The sequence below is a fragment of the Pedobacter sp. AC464 genome (genome assembly GCF_979253075.1).
The window spans coordinates 635,692-652,857 of record NZ_CEEDBV010000001.1; the positions used below are offsets into that span (position 1 = coordinate 635,692).

17 protein-coding genes and 1 tRNA gene are annotated in these 17,166 nt (G+C 39.2%); 10 read left to right on the forward strand and 8 right to left on the reverse strand.

Translation table 11 applies throughout. The features are described from left to right. Positions 1-175 precede the first annotated feature (175 nt). Positions 176-3,835 (reverse strand): phosphoribosylformylglycinamidine synthase, encoded by a 3,660-nt coding sequence (gene purL / locus AC0IWT_RS02685; RefSeq protein WP_471795876.1) that lies wholly within the window; start codon positions 3,833-3,835, stop codon positions 176-178. A 217-nt stretch (positions 3,836-4,052) separates the two neighbouring features. Here purL and gloA2 point away from each other — a divergent pair, with 217 nt between their 5' ends. From gloA2 to fbp, 4 genes are all read left to right on the forward strand, one after another. Further along, on the forward strand, positions 4,053-4,436 hold the full coding sequence (gloA2, locus tag AC0IWT_RS02690) for an SMU1112c/YaeR family gloxylase I-like metalloprotein (protein ID WP_471795877.1): 384 nt from the start codon (positions 4,053-4,055) through the stop codon (positions 4,434-4,436). 268 nt (positions 4,437-4,704) lie between these two features. After that, a complete protein-coding gene (locus AC0IWT_RS02695) occupies positions 4,705-5,421 on the forward strand; it encodes a tRNA1(Val) (adenine(37)-N6)-methyltransferase (RefSeq protein ID WP_471795878.1) in 717 nt (238 codons plus the stop codon). A gap of 139 nt (positions 5,422-5,560) precedes the next feature. Then, entirely contained in the window at positions 5,561-6,052 is a 492-nt protein-coding gene (locus AC0IWT_RS02700) for a metallophosphoesterase family protein (RefSeq protein WP_471795879.1), read from the forward strand. Between the two features lie 19 nt (positions 6,053-6,071). Further along, positions 6,072-7,151: a class 1 fructose-bisphosphatase gene (gene fbp / locus AC0IWT_RS02705; RefSeq protein ID WP_471795880.1), complete on the forward strand. Its 1,080-nt coding sequence runs from the start codon at positions 6,072-6,074 to the stop codon at positions 7,149-7,151. Positions 7,152-7,272: 121 nt separating this feature from the next. Here fbp and AC0IWT_RS02710 read toward each other — a convergent pair whose 3' ends face one another. After that, positions 7,273-8,094, reverse strand: a complete 822-nt coding sequence (locus AC0IWT_RS02710) for an alpha/beta fold hydrolase (protein WP_471795881.1) — start codon at positions 8,092-8,094, stop codon at positions 7,273-7,275. A gap of 267 nt (positions 8,095-8,361) precedes the next feature. Further along, positions 8,362-8,586, reverse strand: a complete 225-nt coding sequence (locus AC0IWT_RS02715; RefSeq protein ID WP_471795882.1) for a hypothetical protein — start codon at positions 8,584-8,586, stop codon at positions 8,362-8,364. 283 nt (positions 8,587-8,869) lie between these two features. Here AC0IWT_RS02715 and AC0IWT_RS02720 point away from each other — a divergent pair, with 283 nt between their 5' ends. Beyond that, the gene (locus tag AC0IWT_RS02720; protein WP_471795883.1) at positions 8,870-9,058 is read left to right on the forward strand and encodes a hypothetical protein; all 189 of its coding nucleotides are present in this window, start codon (positions 8,870-8,872) and stop codon (positions 9,056-9,058) included. A gap of 264 nt (positions 9,059-9,322) precedes the next feature. Here the strand turns inward: AC0IWT_RS02720 and AC0IWT_RS02725 are convergent. Continuing rightward, positions 9,323-9,396, reverse strand: a tRNA-His gene (locus AC0IWT_RS02725). Between the two features lie 175 nt (positions 9,397-9,571). Between AC0IWT_RS02725 and rnhA the strand changes: the two genes are divergently transcribed. Then, complete coding sequence (rnhA, locus tag AC0IWT_RS02730) at positions 9,572-10,045, forward strand: ribonuclease HI (protein WP_471795884.1); 474 nt, start codon at positions 9,572-9,574, stop codon at positions 10,043-10,045. A 14-nt stretch (positions 10,046-10,059) separates the two neighbouring features. Here the strand turns inward: rnhA and AC0IWT_RS02735 are convergent, their stop codons facing one another. Further along, positions 10,060-10,278 (reverse strand): DUF6965 family protein, encoded by a 219-nt coding sequence (locus AC0IWT_RS02735; RefSeq protein WP_056872115.1) that lies wholly within the window; start codon positions 10,276-10,278, stop codon positions 10,060-10,062. Between the two features lie 38 nt (positions 10,279-10,316). After that, positions 10,317-11,096 carry an oxygenase MpaB family protein gene (locus tag AC0IWT_RS02740; RefSeq protein ID WP_471795885.1) on the reverse strand — a complete coding sequence of 260 codons (780 nt, stop codon included), beginning with the start codon at positions 11,094-11,096 and terminating at the stop codon, positions 10,317-10,319. Between the two features lie 306 nt (positions 11,097-11,402). Between AC0IWT_RS02740 and AC0IWT_RS02745 the strand changes: the two genes are divergently transcribed. The 4 genes from AC0IWT_RS02745 (at position 11,403) to AC0IWT_RS02760 (ending at position 15,942) form a co-directional block, all read left to right on the forward strand. After that, entirely contained in the window at positions 11,403-11,648 is a 246-nt protein-coding gene (locus AC0IWT_RS02745; protein ID WP_471795886.1) for a hypothetical protein, read from the forward strand. A gap of 318 nt (positions 11,649-11,966) precedes the next feature. After that, positions 11,967-14,645, forward strand: a complete 2,679-nt coding sequence (locus tag AC0IWT_RS02750) for an alpha-L-rhamnosidase (RefSeq protein ID WP_471795887.1) — start codon at positions 11,967-11,969, stop codon at positions 14,643-14,645. A gap of 157 nt (positions 14,646-14,802) precedes the next feature. After that, the gene (xth, locus tag AC0IWT_RS02755; protein WP_471795888.1) at positions 14,803-15,579 is read left to right on the forward strand and encodes an exodeoxyribonuclease III; all 777 of its coding nucleotides are present in this window, start codon (positions 14,803-14,805) and stop codon (positions 15,577-15,579) included. A gap of 84 nt (positions 15,580-15,663) precedes the next feature. Next, positions 15,664-15,942 carry a hypothetical protein gene (locus AC0IWT_RS02760; protein ID WP_056872119.1) on the forward strand — a complete coding sequence of 93 codons (279 nt, stop codon included), beginning with the start codon at positions 15,664-15,666 and terminating at the stop codon, positions 15,940-15,942. A 173-nt stretch (positions 15,943-16,115) separates the two neighbouring features. On the opposite strand, the gene AC0IWT_RS02765 is transcribed toward AC0IWT_RS02760, so the two are convergent. Both AC0IWT_RS02765 and AC0IWT_RS02770 read right to left on the reverse strand, forming a co-directional pair. Then, positions 16,116-16,415, reverse strand: coding sequence for an RNA recognition motif domain-containing protein (locus AC0IWT_RS02765; protein WP_056872120.1), 300 nt, complete (start codon positions 16,413-16,415; stop codon positions 16,116-16,118). Between the two features lie 202 nt (positions 16,416-16,617). Continuing rightward, positions 16,618-17,034, reverse strand: coding sequence for a c-type cytochrome (locus AC0IWT_RS02770; RefSeq protein ID WP_471795889.1), 417 nt, complete (start codon positions 17,032-17,034; stop codon positions 16,618-16,620). Positions 17,035-17,166 lie beyond the last annotated feature (132 nt).

Below are 17,166 nucleotides of genomic sequence, written 5' to 3' on the forward strand. Positions count from 1 at the left end.
AGACATGAAATTAAATCGACATACTCAAATTTGTAGCGCAGCAGAATGATAAATACTTTAAACTCGTTGTTTGTTCGGTTGCGGAGATTTGTTGAACATGATTTTCGTGGAATTCAAGGCAAATAACGAAGCAAAAAAAATGGATGATGCTAAATGCATCATCCATTTTTTTATTTTATTGATTTTCAACCCATTTTCTGGCATTTACAAATGCTTCCATCCATGGGGAAACTTCATCTTTGCGTCCTTTTGGATAATTCGCCCAATGCCACTGAAATAAGGAACGCTCTATGTGAGGCATCATCACCAAATGGCGGCCGGTTGCATCACACATCATCGCCGTATTGTAATCAGAGCCATTCGGACTGGCAGGATAATTCTCGTAAGCATATTTTGCTACAATGCTATACTTATCTTCAGCGTACGGCAGACTAAATCTACCTTCGCCATGCGAAACCCAAACCCCTAAAGTGCTTCCTGCTAAAGTAGACAGCATTACAGAATTATTTTCGGCTACCGTTAAAGAAGTGAAGATACTCTCGTGCTTATGACTTTCGTTATGTAGCATTTTAGGTTTTTCTTCATGTTCTTTGTTAATCAAACCGAGTTCAACAAACAATTGGCACCCGTTACACACACCTACAGAAAGCGTATCCGGACGGGCAAAGAATTTTTCTAATGCAATTTTTGCCTTTTCATTATACATAAATGCTCCGGCCCAACCTTTTGCAGAACCTAAAACATCTGAGTTTGAGAAGCCACCAACAGCTCCGATAAACTGGATATCTTCGAGCGTTTCCCTGCCCGAAATTAAATCCGTCATGTGAACATCTTTAACATCGAAGCCGGCAAGAAACATTGCATTTGCAAGTTCGCGTTCAGAGTTACTGCCTTTTTCGCGAATAACAGCAGCTTTTGGTTTTGCTTTGGTGTTATCAATTGCCGGTCTCTTTCCGTCAAACTGAGTTGGAAAGCTGTACTTTAAAGGCTGGTTTTTATAGTTATCAAAACGTTCTTTTGCTTTAACAGCTCCGCTTTGTTTTTTATCCAGCAGGTACGATGTTTTAAACCAGACATCGCGTAATTCCTCAATATCGAAACTGAAACTGTCAGCAGCATTTACAACCTGCAATGTTGGTTTCGAAGACACCTCTCCAATTTTAAAAAATTCTACAGCGTTCGCAGAAAGCGTAGCTTCTACACTTTCATCAGCCTGAAAAACCAGGGCAATGTTTTCGGCAAAAAGTAATTTAATACTGTCTTGCTCTCCCAGAACGGATAAATCTAAAATTGCACCTAATTCCTGGTCGGCGAAACACATTTCCAGTAATGTTGTAATCAAACCACCGCTACCAATGTCGTGCCCTGCCTGAATTTTACTTTCTTTTATAAGCTGTTGAACGGTGTTAAATGCATTTTTAAATTTAGCTGCATCTTTCACATCTGGCGTATCTGAGCCTATTTTTTTCAAAACCTGTGCAAATGATGAGCCACCTAACTTATAATTATCGTTAGAAAGGTTGATGTAATAGATTGAACCTCCATCTTTTTGAAGCACAGGTTCTACCACTTTCGTAATGTCATCGCAGTTGCCGCCGGCAGAAATTATGACCGTACCGGGCGCAATAACGTCGCCATCTTTATATTTTTGCTTCATCGATAAAGAATCTTTTCCCGTTGGGATATTTATTCCTAAATCGATGGCGAAATCAGAACAAGCCTTAACCGCTTCGTATAATCTCGCATCTTCACCCTCGTTTTTGCAAGCCCACATCCAGTTTGCAGAGAGTGAAACACTTCTTAAACCATCTTTAAGTGGTGCCCAAACGATGTTAGATAACGATTCGGCGATGGCAATTCTACTTCCGGCGGCAGGATCTACCAGCGCTGAAACCGGAGCATGCCCAACCGAAGTAGCGATACCTTCCTTACCCTGAAAATCTAAAGCCATTACGCCACAGTTGTTTAATGGCAATTGCAGCGGACCAGCGGTTTGTTGTTTGGCAACCCGGCCACCCACGCAACGGTCTACTTTATTGGTCAACCAATCTTTTGATGCCACTGCCTCCAGTTGTAGCACCTGTTGCAAATAATCGTCGAATTTTTCTTTTTGATAAGATAAAGCCTCGTATTTTCTGTCGAGTTTTTTATCTTCCATAATTACTTTTGGAGAACTTCCGAACATATCTTTCAGTCCCAAATCCATTGGTTTAATTCCGCTGGTTGAAGATTGAAAAGTAAAACCGTGGTTGCCGGTAACCTTACCAACCGTATACATTGGTGAGCGTTCACGATCTGCAATTTTTTGTAGCGTTTCGATATGTTCGTTACCAATAACCAATCCCATGCGTTCCTGCGATTCGTTTCCGATAATTTCTTTTGCTGAAAGGGTAGGGTCGCCCACTGGTAATTTATCGAGATCAATTAAGCCTCCTGTTTCTTCAACCAGTTCTGACAGGCAATTTAAATGGCCACCAGCGCCATGATCGTGAATAGAAACGATGGTATTATGATCGCTTTCTACCATTCCCCGCACCGCATTCGCCGCTCTCTTTTGCATCTCCGGGTTAGAGCGTTGAATTGCATTCAATTCAATTCCGGAGCCATGCTCGCCTGTATCGGCAGAGGAAACTGCGGCGCCGCCCATACCAATCCTATAATTTTCGCCGCCAAGAACCACGATGTTATCGCCTTCTTGCGGCTTTTGCTTTTTAGCCTGGCTTGCTTTGCCGTAACCTATACCGCCGGCAAGCATAATCACTTTGTCGAAACCTAATTTCCGATCGTTTTCTTCATGTTCAAACGTTAAAACTGAACCGGCAATAAGCGGTTGTCCGAACTTATTTCCAAAATCGGTAGCGCCGTTTGATGCTTTAATGAGGATATCCATTGGCGTTTGATACAACCATTTCCTTTCCTCAACGCCCGTTTCCCATTCACGTCCTTCTTCAAGGCGAGATAGTGCCGTCATGTAAACGGCAGTTCCAGCTAGAGGTAAAGAGCCTTGTCCGCCAGCCAATCTATCTCTGATTTCGCCGCCCGAACCTGTTGCTGCGCCATTAAAAGGCTCTACAGTAGTCGGGAAATTATGGGTTTCTGCCTTGAGCGAAATAACAGATTCAAAATCGCTTGTTGCGTAATAATCCGGCTCATCGGCACGCTTTGGTGCAAATTGCTGAACCACAGGTCCTTTAATAAATGCAACATTATCTTTATAGGCCGATACGATATCATTCGGATTTGCCTCAGATGTTTTCCTGATTAACTTAAACAGCGAAGTGTGCTGTTCTACGCCATCAATTACAAAGGTGCCGTTAAAAATTTTATGCCTGCAATGTTCAGAATTTACCTGAGAGAAACCAAAAACCTCTGAATCTGTTAAAGGTCTTTCTAGCCGGTTTGCAAGGGCGTTTAAATAATCAACCTCCTCATCACTTAAAGATAAGCCTTCCTGCTTGTTATAAGCTGCAATGTCCCAAATTTCCAGGATTGGTTCTGGTTTGATATTTATCGTGTAGATTTCCTGGGTTAAACCATCATACTTCTGTGAAAGCATTGGGTCGTAATCTGAAAAATCTGCTGTAACTTCCTTAAATTCTTCAATTCGAATGATGCCATGGATGTCCATGTTTTGGGTAATTTCTACAGCATTAGTACTCCAGGGCGTAATCATGGCAGCTCGTGGACCAACAAAAAAACCGCTCAGGGCAGTTTCATTTTGTATTTTGGCACCGCCGAATAACCATTCTAACTTGGTAGTATCATTTGCTGATAGGGATTGGTCTGTTTGTAAAACAAAAACCGCATCGGATTGACTTTTGAAGAAATGAATCATGCTTTTTTTTTGAAGTTGCAAATTTAGGTTTTTTTAATTTAATGCGTGAAGGAATGGTTAACTGAAAAGCAGAATTTTGAGAGGATAATGTAATTTTTTCCTGGCGCCAGAACCCAGTAAAGAAATTTTAAATGACGGATTTCAGGCGTAAAACCTTGGCTATTTTATGCAACTTTGCCATATTAGAACCGTTAATCACCAACAAATTCACTAATTAATGTTTAACCGCATCCATCACATCGCAATTATTTGTTCCGATTACGAGAAATCTAAAGCGTTTTATGTTAACAAATTACGATTTAAAATATTGAATGAAATTTACCGCTCCGAGCGGAAATCGTACAAGTTAGATTTAGCCATAAATGATTTGTATCAAATTGAACTTTTTTCTTTCGAAAATCCACCGGCAAGGCCTTCTCAACCAGAGGCAAGGGGATTGCGTCACCTCGCTTTTGAGGTGGATGATATCGAACTGGAAATTCAAAATCTCAACAAAGAAGGTGTTGAAACCGAAGCCATTAGGGTCGACGAAATTACAGGCAAGAGGTTTACATTTTTTACGGATCCTGATGGCTTACCATTGGAACTTTACGAAAAATGAGCCTAAACAAAATAGCCAACAATTTGGTTGTTGGCTACTTAGATACCGATCGAGTATGGTTTGTTTTAACAACTCAAAGTCCGGTATAAACGCGGTTCATTCAAATTGCTTTAACAAACATAGGGCATGTACAGCTTTTTTTAAAACAAACGTTTGTTAAAGTTATTAACAGCCTTTATAGCGATAGCTATCGATTTTTTAAGTTCCTGTTTGTCAGTGTTTTATTTTCAATTTGTAATGTGGAAACTTTTTTTAATAAACTTTGTAAATGAGTAACGACAAGCTGATATTTAAGTTCAAACAGTTTGATGTGAACCAGGCTGGTTGTGCAATGAAGATCAATACTGACGGTGTGCTGCTCGCTGCTACCGCCACAAACAAACAGACTAAACATATTTTAGACATCGGAACAGGTACAGGTGTAATTGCCCTTATGCTTGCCCAACGGTTTAATGAAGCAGACATTGATGCTGTTGAAATTGATTTTCAGGCCAGTGAAACTGCCGCAGGTAATGCCAGAAATTCGAAGTTTGCCAGTAAAATTACCGTTCACAACACTGCTTTTGAAGATTTTCAAACGGATAAAATTTACGACCTAATCGTTTCTAACCCGCCGTTCTTTGTAAACGATTTGCGGAGTGGGGAAGACCGGAAGGGGATTGCCCGGCACACAAGCGACAGCTTCTTCAGCACATTAATTCGTAAATCAGCGTCGATATTGGCGGAAACAGGAAGCTTGTGGTTAATTCTCCCGCTAGCGCAGGCAGAAAAGGTTGTGAAAATGGGATTGGACATTGGATTGATTTTATCCGAAAGGGTTTACATTCATTCAGACGAAAGCAAGCCCCCATTTAGAGTAATGCTTTCGCTGGGCAAGCAAAAGTTAGATCTGATAGAAAGACACTTTTATATTTATGAGTCTTTTAAATGCCACACTAAAGATTATAACTTGTTACTAAGCGATTTTTTCCTCAAGCTGGAATGATAATATCATACAATAAATTTTCTGTGCTGAAGGAGAATCTGAACGAAATTTTAATTTTTTCTTATTGCTTGCAAAGGGTGATCTAAAAGCTATTTTTACGGCAAATGAATAACCTGTAAGTTAAAATTTATCAATTGTAATGAAAAAAATAGGTTTAATTTCTGACACGCATGGCTTTCTTGATGAAAGTGTTTTTAAACATTTCGAAAGTTGTGATGAGATTTGGCATGCGGGAGATTTTGGTCCCAATGTAGCGGCACCTTTAGCAGCCTTTAAACCGCTTCGGGGCGTGTTCGGAAATATAGACGATATAGCCATAAGGAGTGAGTTTCCGGAACAAAATCGATTTAGCTGCGAGGAAGTGGATGTTTTGATGACTCACATTGGGGGTTACCCGGGAAAGTATTCAGCTTTAGTAAAACCAGGTATTTACACTAAGCCGCCTAAATTATTCATAACAGGACACTCGCATATTTTGAAAGTCATGTTTGATGAAAAGTTAAAATTACTGCATATAAACCCTGGTGCTGCCGGTAAACACGGATGGCACAAGGTTAGAACCTTAATTCGTTTTTGCATAACTGACGAAAATATTCATACATTAGAGGTAATAGAGTTATCGGGTAGATAATGTAAAAAATACACTAAGTATGACTTTTGGCGTAAAAACATTAGGACAATTTATTATAGAAAAACAAGCAGATTTTCCATATGCAAAGGGCGAGCTTTCGAGATTGCTGCGTGATATCGCGATAGCCGCAAAAATTGTAAATCGAGAAGTTAACAAAGCAGGTTTGGTTGACATTCTTGGTGATGTTGGTACCACAAATATTCAGGGTGAAGAACAGAAAAAACTCGATGTTTATGCAAATGAACAGTTTATTGCCGCGCTAACAAGTGGTGGTGAGTGTTGCATCGTTGCCACGGAAGAAGAAGATGATATCATTCATATCGAATCGCCTGTATCGCAGAATGCAAAATACATTGTGTGTATCGACCCGCTTGATGGCTCCTCTAATACTGATGTAAACGTTGCTGTGGGTACGATATTCTCGATTTACCGAAGAAAATCTGTAGACGGAAAGGCAAGTTTAGAAGATGTGTTGCAAAAAGGCACACAACAGGTTGCGGCGGGCTACATCATTTATGGTTCCTCTACAATGCTGGTATACACAACCGGTAAAGGCGTTAATGGCTTTACCTTGGATCCATCTATCGGAGAATTTTGCCTTTCGCACCCGGAAATGAAAATGCCGGAGGTTGGTTATATGTATTCCATTAATGAAGGAAATTACGTGCATTTCCCTGATGGTGTAAAAAAATACATTAAATATTGCCAGGTGGAAGACGATGCCACAAAACGGCCATATACTTCGAGGTATATTGGGTCTATGGTTGGCGATATCCACCGGAATTTGATAAAGGGTGGTATATATATTTACCCAACAACATCGCGTTCGCCAAACGGTAAACTCAGGCTCTTGTACGAATGCAACCCAATGGCCTTAATTATTGAGCAGGCCGGTGGTAAAGCATCAACTGGCTTCGATCGAATTTTGGACATCAATCCAACTGAGTTACATCAACGGGTTCCAATTTTTATAGGGTCGAAAAAAATGGTTGAAAAAGCAGAAGAACTTATGTCAATGCACACTGATAGAGTAAATTCAATCAGCGTAAATGTGGAGGAACAACTCGGAAACTTAAATATTGTTGGTGGATTAGATTAGCCTGGGAAATGGTTAAATCAGTACAAGTTTATAACCTACATGATTTTAGATCGGAAAAAAGGGTTCGTATCTTTCGAAGCGAACCCTTTTTCTATTTTAGATATCGGTACAAAAACGTTAATTATGCCTGAATAAATTCAAGAATATCTTTATTAATTGTTGCCGCTTCAGTGGTTGGCATTCCATGAGGAAAACCAGGATAAGTAATCAATTTTCCGTTCTTTAACAGTTTTGCAGATTTTACACCGGCATTTTGATAAGGAACAATCTGGTCGTCTTCACCATGCAAAACCAGAACAGGAATATCAACGGCCTGTAAATCTTCTCTAAAATCTGTTTCAGAAAAGGCTTTTATCCCATCGTAATGCGCCACAATACCACCCATCATTCCCTGGCGCCACCAGTTACGTTGTACGCCTTCTTTAATATCGGCGCCTGGCCTGTTATAGCCATAAAATGGAATCGTCAAATCTATATAAAATTGCTGTCTGTTGTTTAATGTCTGCTCTCTTATACCATCGAAAACCGAGATGGGTACGCCATCAGGATTGCTGTCACTTTGCACCATAATCGGCGGGACTGCGCTAATCAGTACCGCTTTTTTAGCCCTTCCATTGGCATATTTGTTCACATATCTGATAACTTCGCCGCCACCTGTTGAATGGCCAATGTGAACAACTTCTTGTAAATTTAGGTGCTCAACCAGCTCAGCGGCATCAGCTGCATAAGTTTCAATATTGTGTCCGTAAATATTCTGACTCGAACGGCCATGACCTCTTCTGTCGTGAGTTATAACCCTAAACCCTTTTTGTAAGAAAAAAATAACCTGCGCATCCCAGTCATCTGATGATAGCGGCCATCCGTGGTGAAACATCAAGGTTGGTCCTTCACCTTGGTCTTTGTAAAAAATTTCCGTTCCGTCTTTTAATTTTAAAGTACTCATAGTTTAAGTGTTTAAATGTGATCAATTTGTATAGAGAGTTTTTTTTTTCTTAAGCGAAGATAATGTGGATACAATTAATCAATCTTGATCTATGATAAATTCATTCAATTTAGTTTCTGCCTGTGATAGGAGCGGAAGCCATTTAACGAATCAATCTTCAAAAAGTATTCGGGCAGTTACTAACTGTTTCTGTTAACGATAGTAAATGCCCCAATTATTATAAGTGTTTATAGCTCATCTCAACAAGAAAAGACAAGGCTTCCTCAATTAACGATCTTCCAGCCTTAACCCACAAAACGTATTTTCATTGGTGGTGGCATAAATATCCAGGTAATAAATGCCGGAAATTAGCAGTTTTTTATCCAGCCCAGCAACTACAGCTATGTTACTAACTTTTAAGGCAGCAAAACCTTCCGTTTTTATGATTGTTCCAACGGCAGCCAAAAACTTTTCTTTGCTTTTCTCTTTATTTCTGACATTGCCTTCAACCATTTTTCATTCCATTAAACTTTACATAGGGCCTGTAAAATGCATGATCAAATTTACTTTTTTTCATATCACCTGGTAAACTACAAATGTTATATTTGAGTTAAATCACTAAATAGTGATAAATTTTTTCAAAGCCGGTGATGGTAGCATCTACTGAACCTAAGCTTCGTAACTATCTGTTTATAAAATGCTTCAATCAAAACAAGTGACCATTATTTTAGTACTCAGCCTGATATCGATGTTAGCAATCGTTATTTCGTCGATTATTTTGATAAACAGTAGCGGAATGGACCAAAGACTACAGGGCTGGGTAAATCTGCTTTGGGTTCCTGTGGCTGTTCTTTTCCTAATTATCGACAGGCTTTGCGTTAAAAAATATGGAACCCATGTGGTAAATAAAGTTGAACTTTATATCCTGGGTATCTTAATTCTACTTGTTGTCCTCAATTGGATTAGACTTCGATTTCAGCACTAAATACTTTTTTATCTGTTTGGATTGCAATAATTTCTGTTGATAACAAGGCTGATCGTACTCGGAGAGGTTTAAAAGTTTCATCCGAGCAGATAGAAAATCATCTTGAATTTATCACTGTTTGGTGACTTATCTTGTTGTTTTTGTTTTGAGGTACAAGGACGGTTTAACTATCATTCAGCTCGCAAGGAGCGATGCAAAAGATTTACGGCAGAATGCTTGAAAAACAAAAAAGCAGTTCTTGAAAAGAACTGCTTTAAAACTCGGGGTGGCTGATGGGGCTCGAACCCACGACCCTCGGCACCACAAACCAATACTCTAACCAACTGAGCTACAACCACCGTGTTTTTTAGTGTCACAAAAGTACGACTTTTAATATTTCTTGCAAATATTTTTTTAAAAATGGGGGAATATCGTTTTAAACGGCTATAATTCAATTATTTGAATTTCGAAATTTTTTAAAAAAGGATTTGCTGGTGTTTAGTTTAAACCTAAAAACATAACTTTACAGTGTTTATGATTGAAATTTATACAGACGGCGCAGCAAGCGGAAATCCTGGTCCGGGTGGCTACGGCACAATTTTGAGGTCGGGGAAACACTACAAAGAGTTAAGTGGTGGTTTTAGGATGACAACAAATAACAGGATGGAGTTGCTGGCGGTTATTAAGGGTTTGGAGGCGCTCAAAAGTTTAAACCAAGAGGTTACAATCTATTCAGATTCAAAATACGTGGTAGATGCTGTTGAAAAAAAATGGGTCTTCGGGTGGGTTGCAAAGCAGTTTAAGGATAAGAAAAACAAGGATTTATGGTTAAGGTTTCTCGAGCTTTATAAGTTACATAAAGTTAAATTTGTTTGGATAAAGGGCCATAACGATCACCCCGAAAATGAACGATGCGACCGTTTGGCAGTTGCTGCATCACAGAATAAACAAAATCTTCTAATCGACTCTTTTTTCGAAGCCGAACGAAGTAAAACCAGTTTGCTTTAATCAGGCAGCTTTAATTACAAATTAGCCTCAACAATCAGTTTCAAAGCTTTTAGCCGCCATATCAATGGTTGGTTCACGCGGCTCTCCGGATTCAGCCTCAATGGCGTGAAGTGGCTTTCAAGAAAATGATCGTAATTTTCAATTACCGTGGCTTCGTTTAAATAAATCGGCGTCGCCTGTTTCGGTGCATTGGCAAAAAAATCCTCAAGCTGCGAAATTTCTTCTCTCGTCATGCTGCGAAATTAAATAAAATTTCTCCAGTTTGCTTTTGTTACCCAGGTGTGTTCGTGGTTTTATCAATCATTTCCAAATTTAATATTTCGCTCTTGTATTGGGCTGGGAGTAACATATTCCTCACAAAGCGGTGTAGCTTAAAAGTTTTCAAAGCTTTGTAAACCAATAGAATTGGCACAATAGATTTTCCATTCCCCAACTTCAACAGTTGTTTAACATGTTGTGGCGCAATAAGCCCTTGAATTCTTTTCAAAAGCGAAAATCTGAACAAACCTAAATTTTTCCGGTACTGTACAAAAAGATTCGCTGAGAATTTACTATAGATTAAATCCTCATCGAGTTGCTTGTTGTGCATAATTTCCCACTGCTCAAAATTTTTAGGCAGGCCACTTATTTGCATTCGCTCACCCACCGCTAAAAACGTCCGAAAAACTTCTTCCTTTTCACTTAAGGTAAGTTTCCTTTCTAATGCTTGGAACGATTGGATGGAGTAATATATCAGCATGAATAAGACGTCCCGGTAAGCCCAGTCAGGAATTTGGCTCTGCCTGGATTTTTCAACATTTTTATGGATAGAAACAATTTGATCTATCGCTGAATTTGCAGCCGACAATTCCGAAAAAACGATTTTTTGTGCGTAGGTAACCGTTGAAAAGAGTCGTCCAAGCGGGTCTTTCGGAAGCTTGCCGGTAAAGTAAAGCCAATCTACGGCCTTATTAAGACTAAATTCTGCGGCGGCCCCGGCGAAAATGAAAAGTACAACATCTGCATCACCCCAAATTTTCCTTACTATCGATTGTTTATCTACAAAATCCATAATTCCATCCACAAACTTTAAGCATAATGACGACTCTAAAAACCTTTGCGACAAACATTACGTAAATAGGCCAAGTTTAAAATAAAAGATATTTTAAAAGCACTTTGAGATACAAAGTTAAAAAAGATTTCGATATTTAAAAATGTAGAGGTGTGCATTATTGAACAGAAGGTGCCTTAAAGTCAACTTTCGATTCAAGCGGCTAATCCTGAATTTATTGAGATTGTTAATAATCAAGAGATGTTAACAAAATTGTTTTAATTTTTGTATGATTAATGAGTGAGAATTATAATTTTGTGTTCGTCAATGGAAAAACGTAAAACTGATCTTAAAACCTTTCTCACAAGAGTTAAGCATCTGAGAGGTTTTGGTGATATGGATGCTTACAAAGCAGCAGCTGATTTTAAAATGATTTCTTCGAATGAAGCTGGCGAGGAAATCTCTGAAATTATGAAAGATTTCTCACAACTATCAACCTATAACAAAGCCAAACAGGCGCTAATTGAAAAAATTGAATCCGAATTAAAAAGCGAAACCGATACCAGTATTTGACTTCTCAGTACATTCCGTTCTTTCTGCTTAATTCGCAGCTGCGCAAGTTTGCCGTCTAAATCCGATGTTGAAGTGCTCAGGCATTCGTATAAAACTCATTTTCATTAAAAATATTCTGCTCAGATTAGTTTCAACTTAAATCTGGAGATTCCGAAAGGAAGATTAGATTGTAACAGAATTCATTTTTGTTCACCAGCTAACTGCTTCCGAACGAACAATTCTAAATAATTCTTAAATTATTTCTGTGTCTTAAAAATAATAGCATAAATTCAGCCTTTAGTTAAACGTTTTACTTTTTAATTGCTGCCTTTCTCAACCATGTCTATTCTGAAGCCAAAATTATTCATCGCAACGCTGATTTTTGTTATTAGTGCTGCTCAACTAGTATTTTCGGCAGAGCCCCAGGCGCTGAAATGTGAATACTTGTTTAGACCGATTGGTGTCGACAACCCCAATCCAAGGCTTTCTTGGCAGATGTCGGATGGGAGAGATGGTGCAATGCAAAAAGCTTATCGAATCGTTGTGGGTACTGATTCGGTTCAGCTTATAAACAAAGCTGGTATTATATGGGATTCTGGTAAAAAATCTTCAACAATTGCTTTGGTGACTTATGACGGAGCAACGCTTAAACCTTTTACAAAATATTATTGGCAGCTGGAACTTTGGGACAAAGATTCGAAGCCGTTAAAAAAGTCAATTTCAAGTTTCGAAACAGGTATGATGGGTATGCAAAACTGGAAAGGCACCTGGATTAGCGACAGAAATGACATCAATATTATGCCTGCGCCATATTTTAGGAAAGTTTTTAAACCGGCAAAGGTTATCAAGTCTGCAAGAGCTTATGTTGCTGCTGCAGGTTTGTATGAACTCTATCTGAACGGCAAAAAGGTTGGTAACCACCGGCTCGACCCAATGTATACCCGGTGTGATAGAAGAAACCTTTATGTAACTTACGATGTAACTTCAGATTTAAGGCAGGGCGACAATGCAGTTGGTGTGCTTCTTGGTAATGGCTGGTATAATCATCAATCGCTTGCTGTTTGGAACTTTGATAAAGCGCCGTGGCGGGCCAGGCCAACCTTTTGCCTCGATTTAAGAATTACCTATACGGATGGGACAGTAGAAACCGTTAAGACGGGCGCAGACTGGAAAACAAGTTTGAGCCCCATTATTTCCAATAGCATTTACACAGCCGAGCACTATGATGCCCGTTTAGCACAAAAGGGATGGAATACCATCAACTTTGATGATTCCAAGTGGCGGGAGGTAACATTGAGGGCTACACCATCAAAAAATATTGTATCTCAACTGATGCATCCAATACGAAATGTGGAAGAAATAAGTGTGAAAAAGCTGCGCAAATTTGCAGATACTTCTTACGTTTTTGACCTCGGGAGAAATATTGCCGGTGTGAGCAGATTAAAGGTAAAAGGTGAAAAAGGAACGGTAATAAGACTGCGACACGCCGAGCGCTTATACCCGGATGGCCACACCGATTTATCTAACATCGACGTTTACCACCGGCCAAAAGATAAATCTGACCCATTTCAAACTGATATTTTTATTTTGGGTGGCGATGGCGAGGAAGAATTTATGCCTTTGTTTAACTATAAAGGTTTTCAGTATGTTGAGGTAACAAGCTCCAGTCCGATATCGTTGAATGAGAAAAGCCTTGTTGGTTATTTTATGCACAGCGATGTGCCGACTGTTGGGAAAATTTCCTCATCAAATGAGTTAATCGATAAGCTTTGGTGGGCAACTAACAACTCTTACTTGTCTAATCTTTACGGTTTTCCTACTGATTGTCCGCAGAGAGAAAAAAATGGGTGGACAGGCGACGGACATTTTGCAATTGAAACCGGTTTGTATAATTTTGATGGCATAACGGTATACGAAAAATGGATGGCCGACCATCGTGATGAACAGCAACCAAACGGTGTACTTCCAGACATTATTCCTACAGGTGGTTGGGGTTATGGCACAGCAAATGGTACCGACTGGACCAGTACGATAGCCATTATTCCATGGAATATTTACATGTTTTACGGCGATAGCAAGTTGCTCGCCGATAATTATCAAAGCATAAAAAGCTATGTAAATTACGTTGAAGGGACGAGTAAAGGTTATTTAACAACTTTCGGCAGGGGAGATTGGGTACCTGTAAAATCCACCTCCGATTTGGAGTACACATCGTCAGTTTACTTTTATGTTGATGCAGATATACTCGCCAAAGCTGCAAAGTTGTTTGGTAATCAAAATGATTATTTACAATACAGCGCCTTGGCTGCGAAGATTAGAAGTGCCATTAACGAAAAGTTTTTCGACAGCAAAACCGGCATTTATGGTAAAGGTGTACAAACAGAACTTTCGATGGCTTTGCAGTGGAATATAGTGCCCGAGGCCTCAAGGCAGTTGGTTGCAAATAATTTGGCGGCTCGTGTAAAAGCCGACGGGATGCATATAGATGTTGGGGTATTGGGTGCGAAGGCCGTCTTAAATGCCCTAAGTGATAACGGGCATAGCGATGTAGCTTACAAACTTGCATCGCAGGATACTTATCCTGGTTGGGGTTGGTGGATAAAAAATGGCGCTACAACCCTTCACGAAAACTGGGATATGCAGGCAACCAGAGACATCTCCGACAACCACATGATGTTTGGAGAAATCGGTGGGTGGTTTTTTAAAGGAATTGGAGGCATCAAAGTTGATGAAAAACAGCCAGGATTTAAAAATATTTTGCTGACGCCACATTTTGTTGAAGGACTCGACCATTTCGAAGCCTCGCACGAAGGGTCATACGGATTGATTCTATCTTCCTGGAAAAGAGTACCAAAAGGTATTAAATACAATGTGATCGTACCTGCAAACTCAACAGCAAGTGTTCAAATCCCGGTTACAACAGATGCTGAAGTTTTTTTGGATGGAAAAAAAGTTGCGAACAACTTAAATATCAAATCTGGTAAATATCTGTTCGAAATTAGGTATCTGAAAAATTGATATATTATAACAGAAATTGATGCGCTTGTTATATTTTTGATTACAATGCAATCGTTTTTAGCTTCGGGAAAATTTGGATGTTCTCAAATAAACAACAAAGCTTAAGCGTGCAAACTTTTCCGTTTGATTAGCATTATATTAACTTACAAAGAATGATATGAAGATAGCGACTTACAACGTAAACGGTGTGAATGGAAGGCTTCCGGTTTTAATTCGCTGGCTCGAAGAATGCAAGCCAGATGTAGTTTGCTTACAGGAGCTTAAAGCGCCAGATGAAAAATTTCCAGTTGAAGCCATAAACAACGCTGGCTATAACGCCATTTGGCATGGGCAGAAAAGCTGGAACGGGGTTGCTATTTTGGCAAAAGGCAAAGAAATTAAAGAACTGAGAAGGGGTTTGCCCGGTGATGAGGAAGACTTGCACAGCCGCTATATCGAAGCTATGATTGATGATGTTGTAATCGGTTGCCTTTACCTCCCAAACGGAAATCCGGCGCCTGGAGCAAAGTTAGACTATAAACTCGCCTGGTTTGAGCGATTGACACAACACGCTGCTAAATTGTTGGATTATAATTTGCCGGTTGTATTATGTGGCGATTACAACGTAATGCCGACAGAATTAGATGTTTATAAACCGGAGCGTTGGGTAAACGATGCATTATTCAGACCCGAGGTGCGGGCCGCGTTCCATAACTTAATTGCCCAGGGCTGGACAGATGCCATCAGAAAGTTATATCCAGATGAAGTAATTTATACCTTTTGGGATTATTTCCGCAATGCGTATGGGCGTAATGCGGGCCTCCGGATCGACCATTTTCTTTTAAGTCCGCTTTTAAAGGATAGATTAAAGGCAGGTGGAGTTGATAGAAATGTACGGGGCTGGGAAAAATCCAGCGACCACGGGCCGGTTTGGATAGAAATTGAAAACGGATAGCCTTGGTAATTTGTGTATTGTCTCTGTTACAGGTTATTCTCTGCTGAAATAATTTATTAATTTGAGTTATCAAAACCCTAGCTTATGGATTCCTCAAAAGATGAAAGAAAAATCACGGCTTTTTTAAATAAAATTAAAGCTGAGTGGCCTGGAAAAATTGAACGATTTGAATTTAAAACTGCCAGTGTTATTTATGTCCATCTAAAAGAAGGGATTTCAAGTCTCGATTTTTTGAGCAGTTTATCAAGACAGGTTGAAAGATTAGTCGACTTTACGCGACCGATAATACTATACCATGTCGAAAGTGATGGCGTTAGTTTACGTTCACATCCAATAAACTGGTATTCTGCAATAAAAAGATAAAAAAGACTTCAGGTAAATTGTTGTTGCCGATAAGTCATGCCTGCTCCACACAAAGCTTTAATCACCCTTTCTGGCGATGCCTGGTTACTTGCCGGTTATAGCTGATAAGCTACATCGAAATCTCTATTGAAGGCACGTCTAATCGGTGTGAGCAATTCAAGAGGTTTTCAGCCTTATTTGGAAAATTTTTTCGTGGCAAATTTGTTAAATCGGGGTGCAGGTTTTGGTGCTCCTTCCTCCGATATTTTTATCGTTAAGGTATTTCCTTTAAACGTTTCGCCATTTAGCATCGAAATGATGTTTTTAGCATCGGTAATTTTAGGAATTTCTAAAAAAGCATAACCTTTACATTTACCCGTTGCCCTGTCTCTAACAACCTTAATGGTGTCAATCTCTCCGTGTAAACTTACCAAAATTGCTAAGTCCATTTCCTGAATATTGTCGGCCAAACCACCGATGAAAAGTTTAGTCATAAAAATTAATGTTATAATTCAGGTAACGTATCGTATTTTTTATTCTTGAACAAGAAAATTTTGCTCTGGTTTTAATTTTTTTTGCAAAATAATACAATTAAAAATTGAAACCAAAGGCAACTCTCAATTTGTAACGCATTTTTGCGTAAAAAAAAGCCTAATCAGCAGGATTAGGCTTTGATAAATGATGTATCATTGATTTTTATTTGCCTGCAGCGTCTGATTTCAATACTGGCTCAGACTTACCGTTGTGGCAGGTGGTGCATGAAATCTCTACCAGGCCTTTTCCATCTTTCATCTCGTGTTGAAAATACTTTTTGTTTATTTTTGCAGTCATTTTCATCATTTCCCGAGCAACCTGTTTCTTTAGATTGTCATCACTTGCGAAATCCATTTTACGGGGGTTGTCTTTCATCGCAGCATGACAATAATTACAGCGTACGCCTAAAGAAGCTTTAAAGCCATCCATTACTTTATCTAAATCTTCTTTGCTGATATTTTTCGGTAAAACCTTAAGATTTTTAGCCTTAAAAGCCTCCTGCTGTTTAGGCATAAATGCACTTAAGAGCAGCACTACGCCTGCAAGCATAGCCATTGTGATGGTTTTTTTGTTAATCATGTTCGTTTGTTAGTCATCGAATATAAAAAAAAATCTTTGAGATTTTGCTGCCTTAGCTTCGTAAAAATTATGGTGGATTTAAACCTGACTAAAACGCTGATTAAAAGTTAATAAAACTTAATTTTTAATGTC

Coding starts and splice junctions, on each gene's coding strand:
- AC0IWT_RS02740 (WP_471795885.1), bottom strand. CDS start 11,096: ATGGATTTTGTAGATAAACAATCGATAGTAAGGAAAATTTGGGGTGAT.
- AC0IWT_RS02720 (WP_471795883.1), top strand. CDS start 8,870: ATGGACCAAAGACTACAGGGCTGGGTAAATCTGCTTTGGGTTCCTGTG.
- AC0IWT_RS02695 (WP_471795878.1), top strand. CDS start 4,705: ATGAGTAACGACAAGCTGATATTTAAGTTCAAACAGTTTGATGTGAAC.
- rnhA (WP_471795884.1), top strand. CDS start 9,572: ATGATTGAAATTTATACAGACGGCGCAGCAAGCGGAAATCCTGGTCCG.
- AC0IWT_RS02700 (WP_471795879.1), top strand. CDS start 5,561: ATGAAAAAAATAGGTTTAATTTCTGACACGCATGGCTTTCTTGATGAA.
- AC0IWT_RS02760 (WP_056872119.1), top strand. CDS start 15,664: ATGGATTCCTCAAAAGATGAAAGAAAAATCACGGCTTTTTTAAATAAA.
- AC0IWT_RS02745 (WP_471795886.1), top strand. CDS start 11,403: ATGGAAAAACGTAAAACTGATCTTAAAACCTTTCTCACAAGAGTTAAG.
- AC0IWT_RS02710 (WP_471795881.1), bottom strand. CDS start 8,094: ATGAGTACTTTAAAATTAAAAGACGGAACGGAAATTTTTTACAAAGAC.
- AC0IWT_RS02715 (WP_471795882.1), bottom strand. CDS start 8,586: ATGGTTGAAGGCAATGTCAGAAATAAAGAGAAAAGCAAAGAAAAGTTT.
- AC0IWT_RS02735 (WP_056872115.1), bottom strand. CDS start 10,278: ATGACGAGAGAAGAAATTTCGCAGCTTGAGGATTTTTTTGCCAATGCA.
- AC0IWT_RS02750 (WP_471795887.1), top strand. CDS start 11,967: ATGTCTATTCTGAAGCCAAAATTATTCATCGCAACGCTGATTTTTGTT.
- gloA2 (WP_471795877.1), top strand. CDS start 4,053: ATGTTTAACCGCATCCATCACATCGCAATTATTTGTTCCGATTACGAG.
- xth (WP_471795888.1), top strand. CDS start 14,803: ATGAAGATAGCGACTTACAACGTAAACGGTGTGAATGGAAGGCTTCCG.
- AC0IWT_RS02765 (WP_056872120.1), bottom strand. CDS start 16,415: ATGACTAAACTTTTCATCGGTGGTTTGGCCGACAATATTCAGGAAATG.
- purL (WP_471795876.1), bottom strand. CDS start 3,835: ATGATTCATTTCTTCAAAAGTCAATCCGATGCGGTTTTTGTTTTACAA.
- AC0IWT_RS02770 (WP_471795889.1), bottom strand. CDS start 17,034: ATGATTAACAAAAAAACCATCACAATGGCTATGCTTGCAGGCGTAGTG.
- fbp (WP_471795880.1), top strand. CDS start 6,072: ATGACTTTTGGCGTAAAAACATTAGGACAATTTATTATAGAAAAACAA.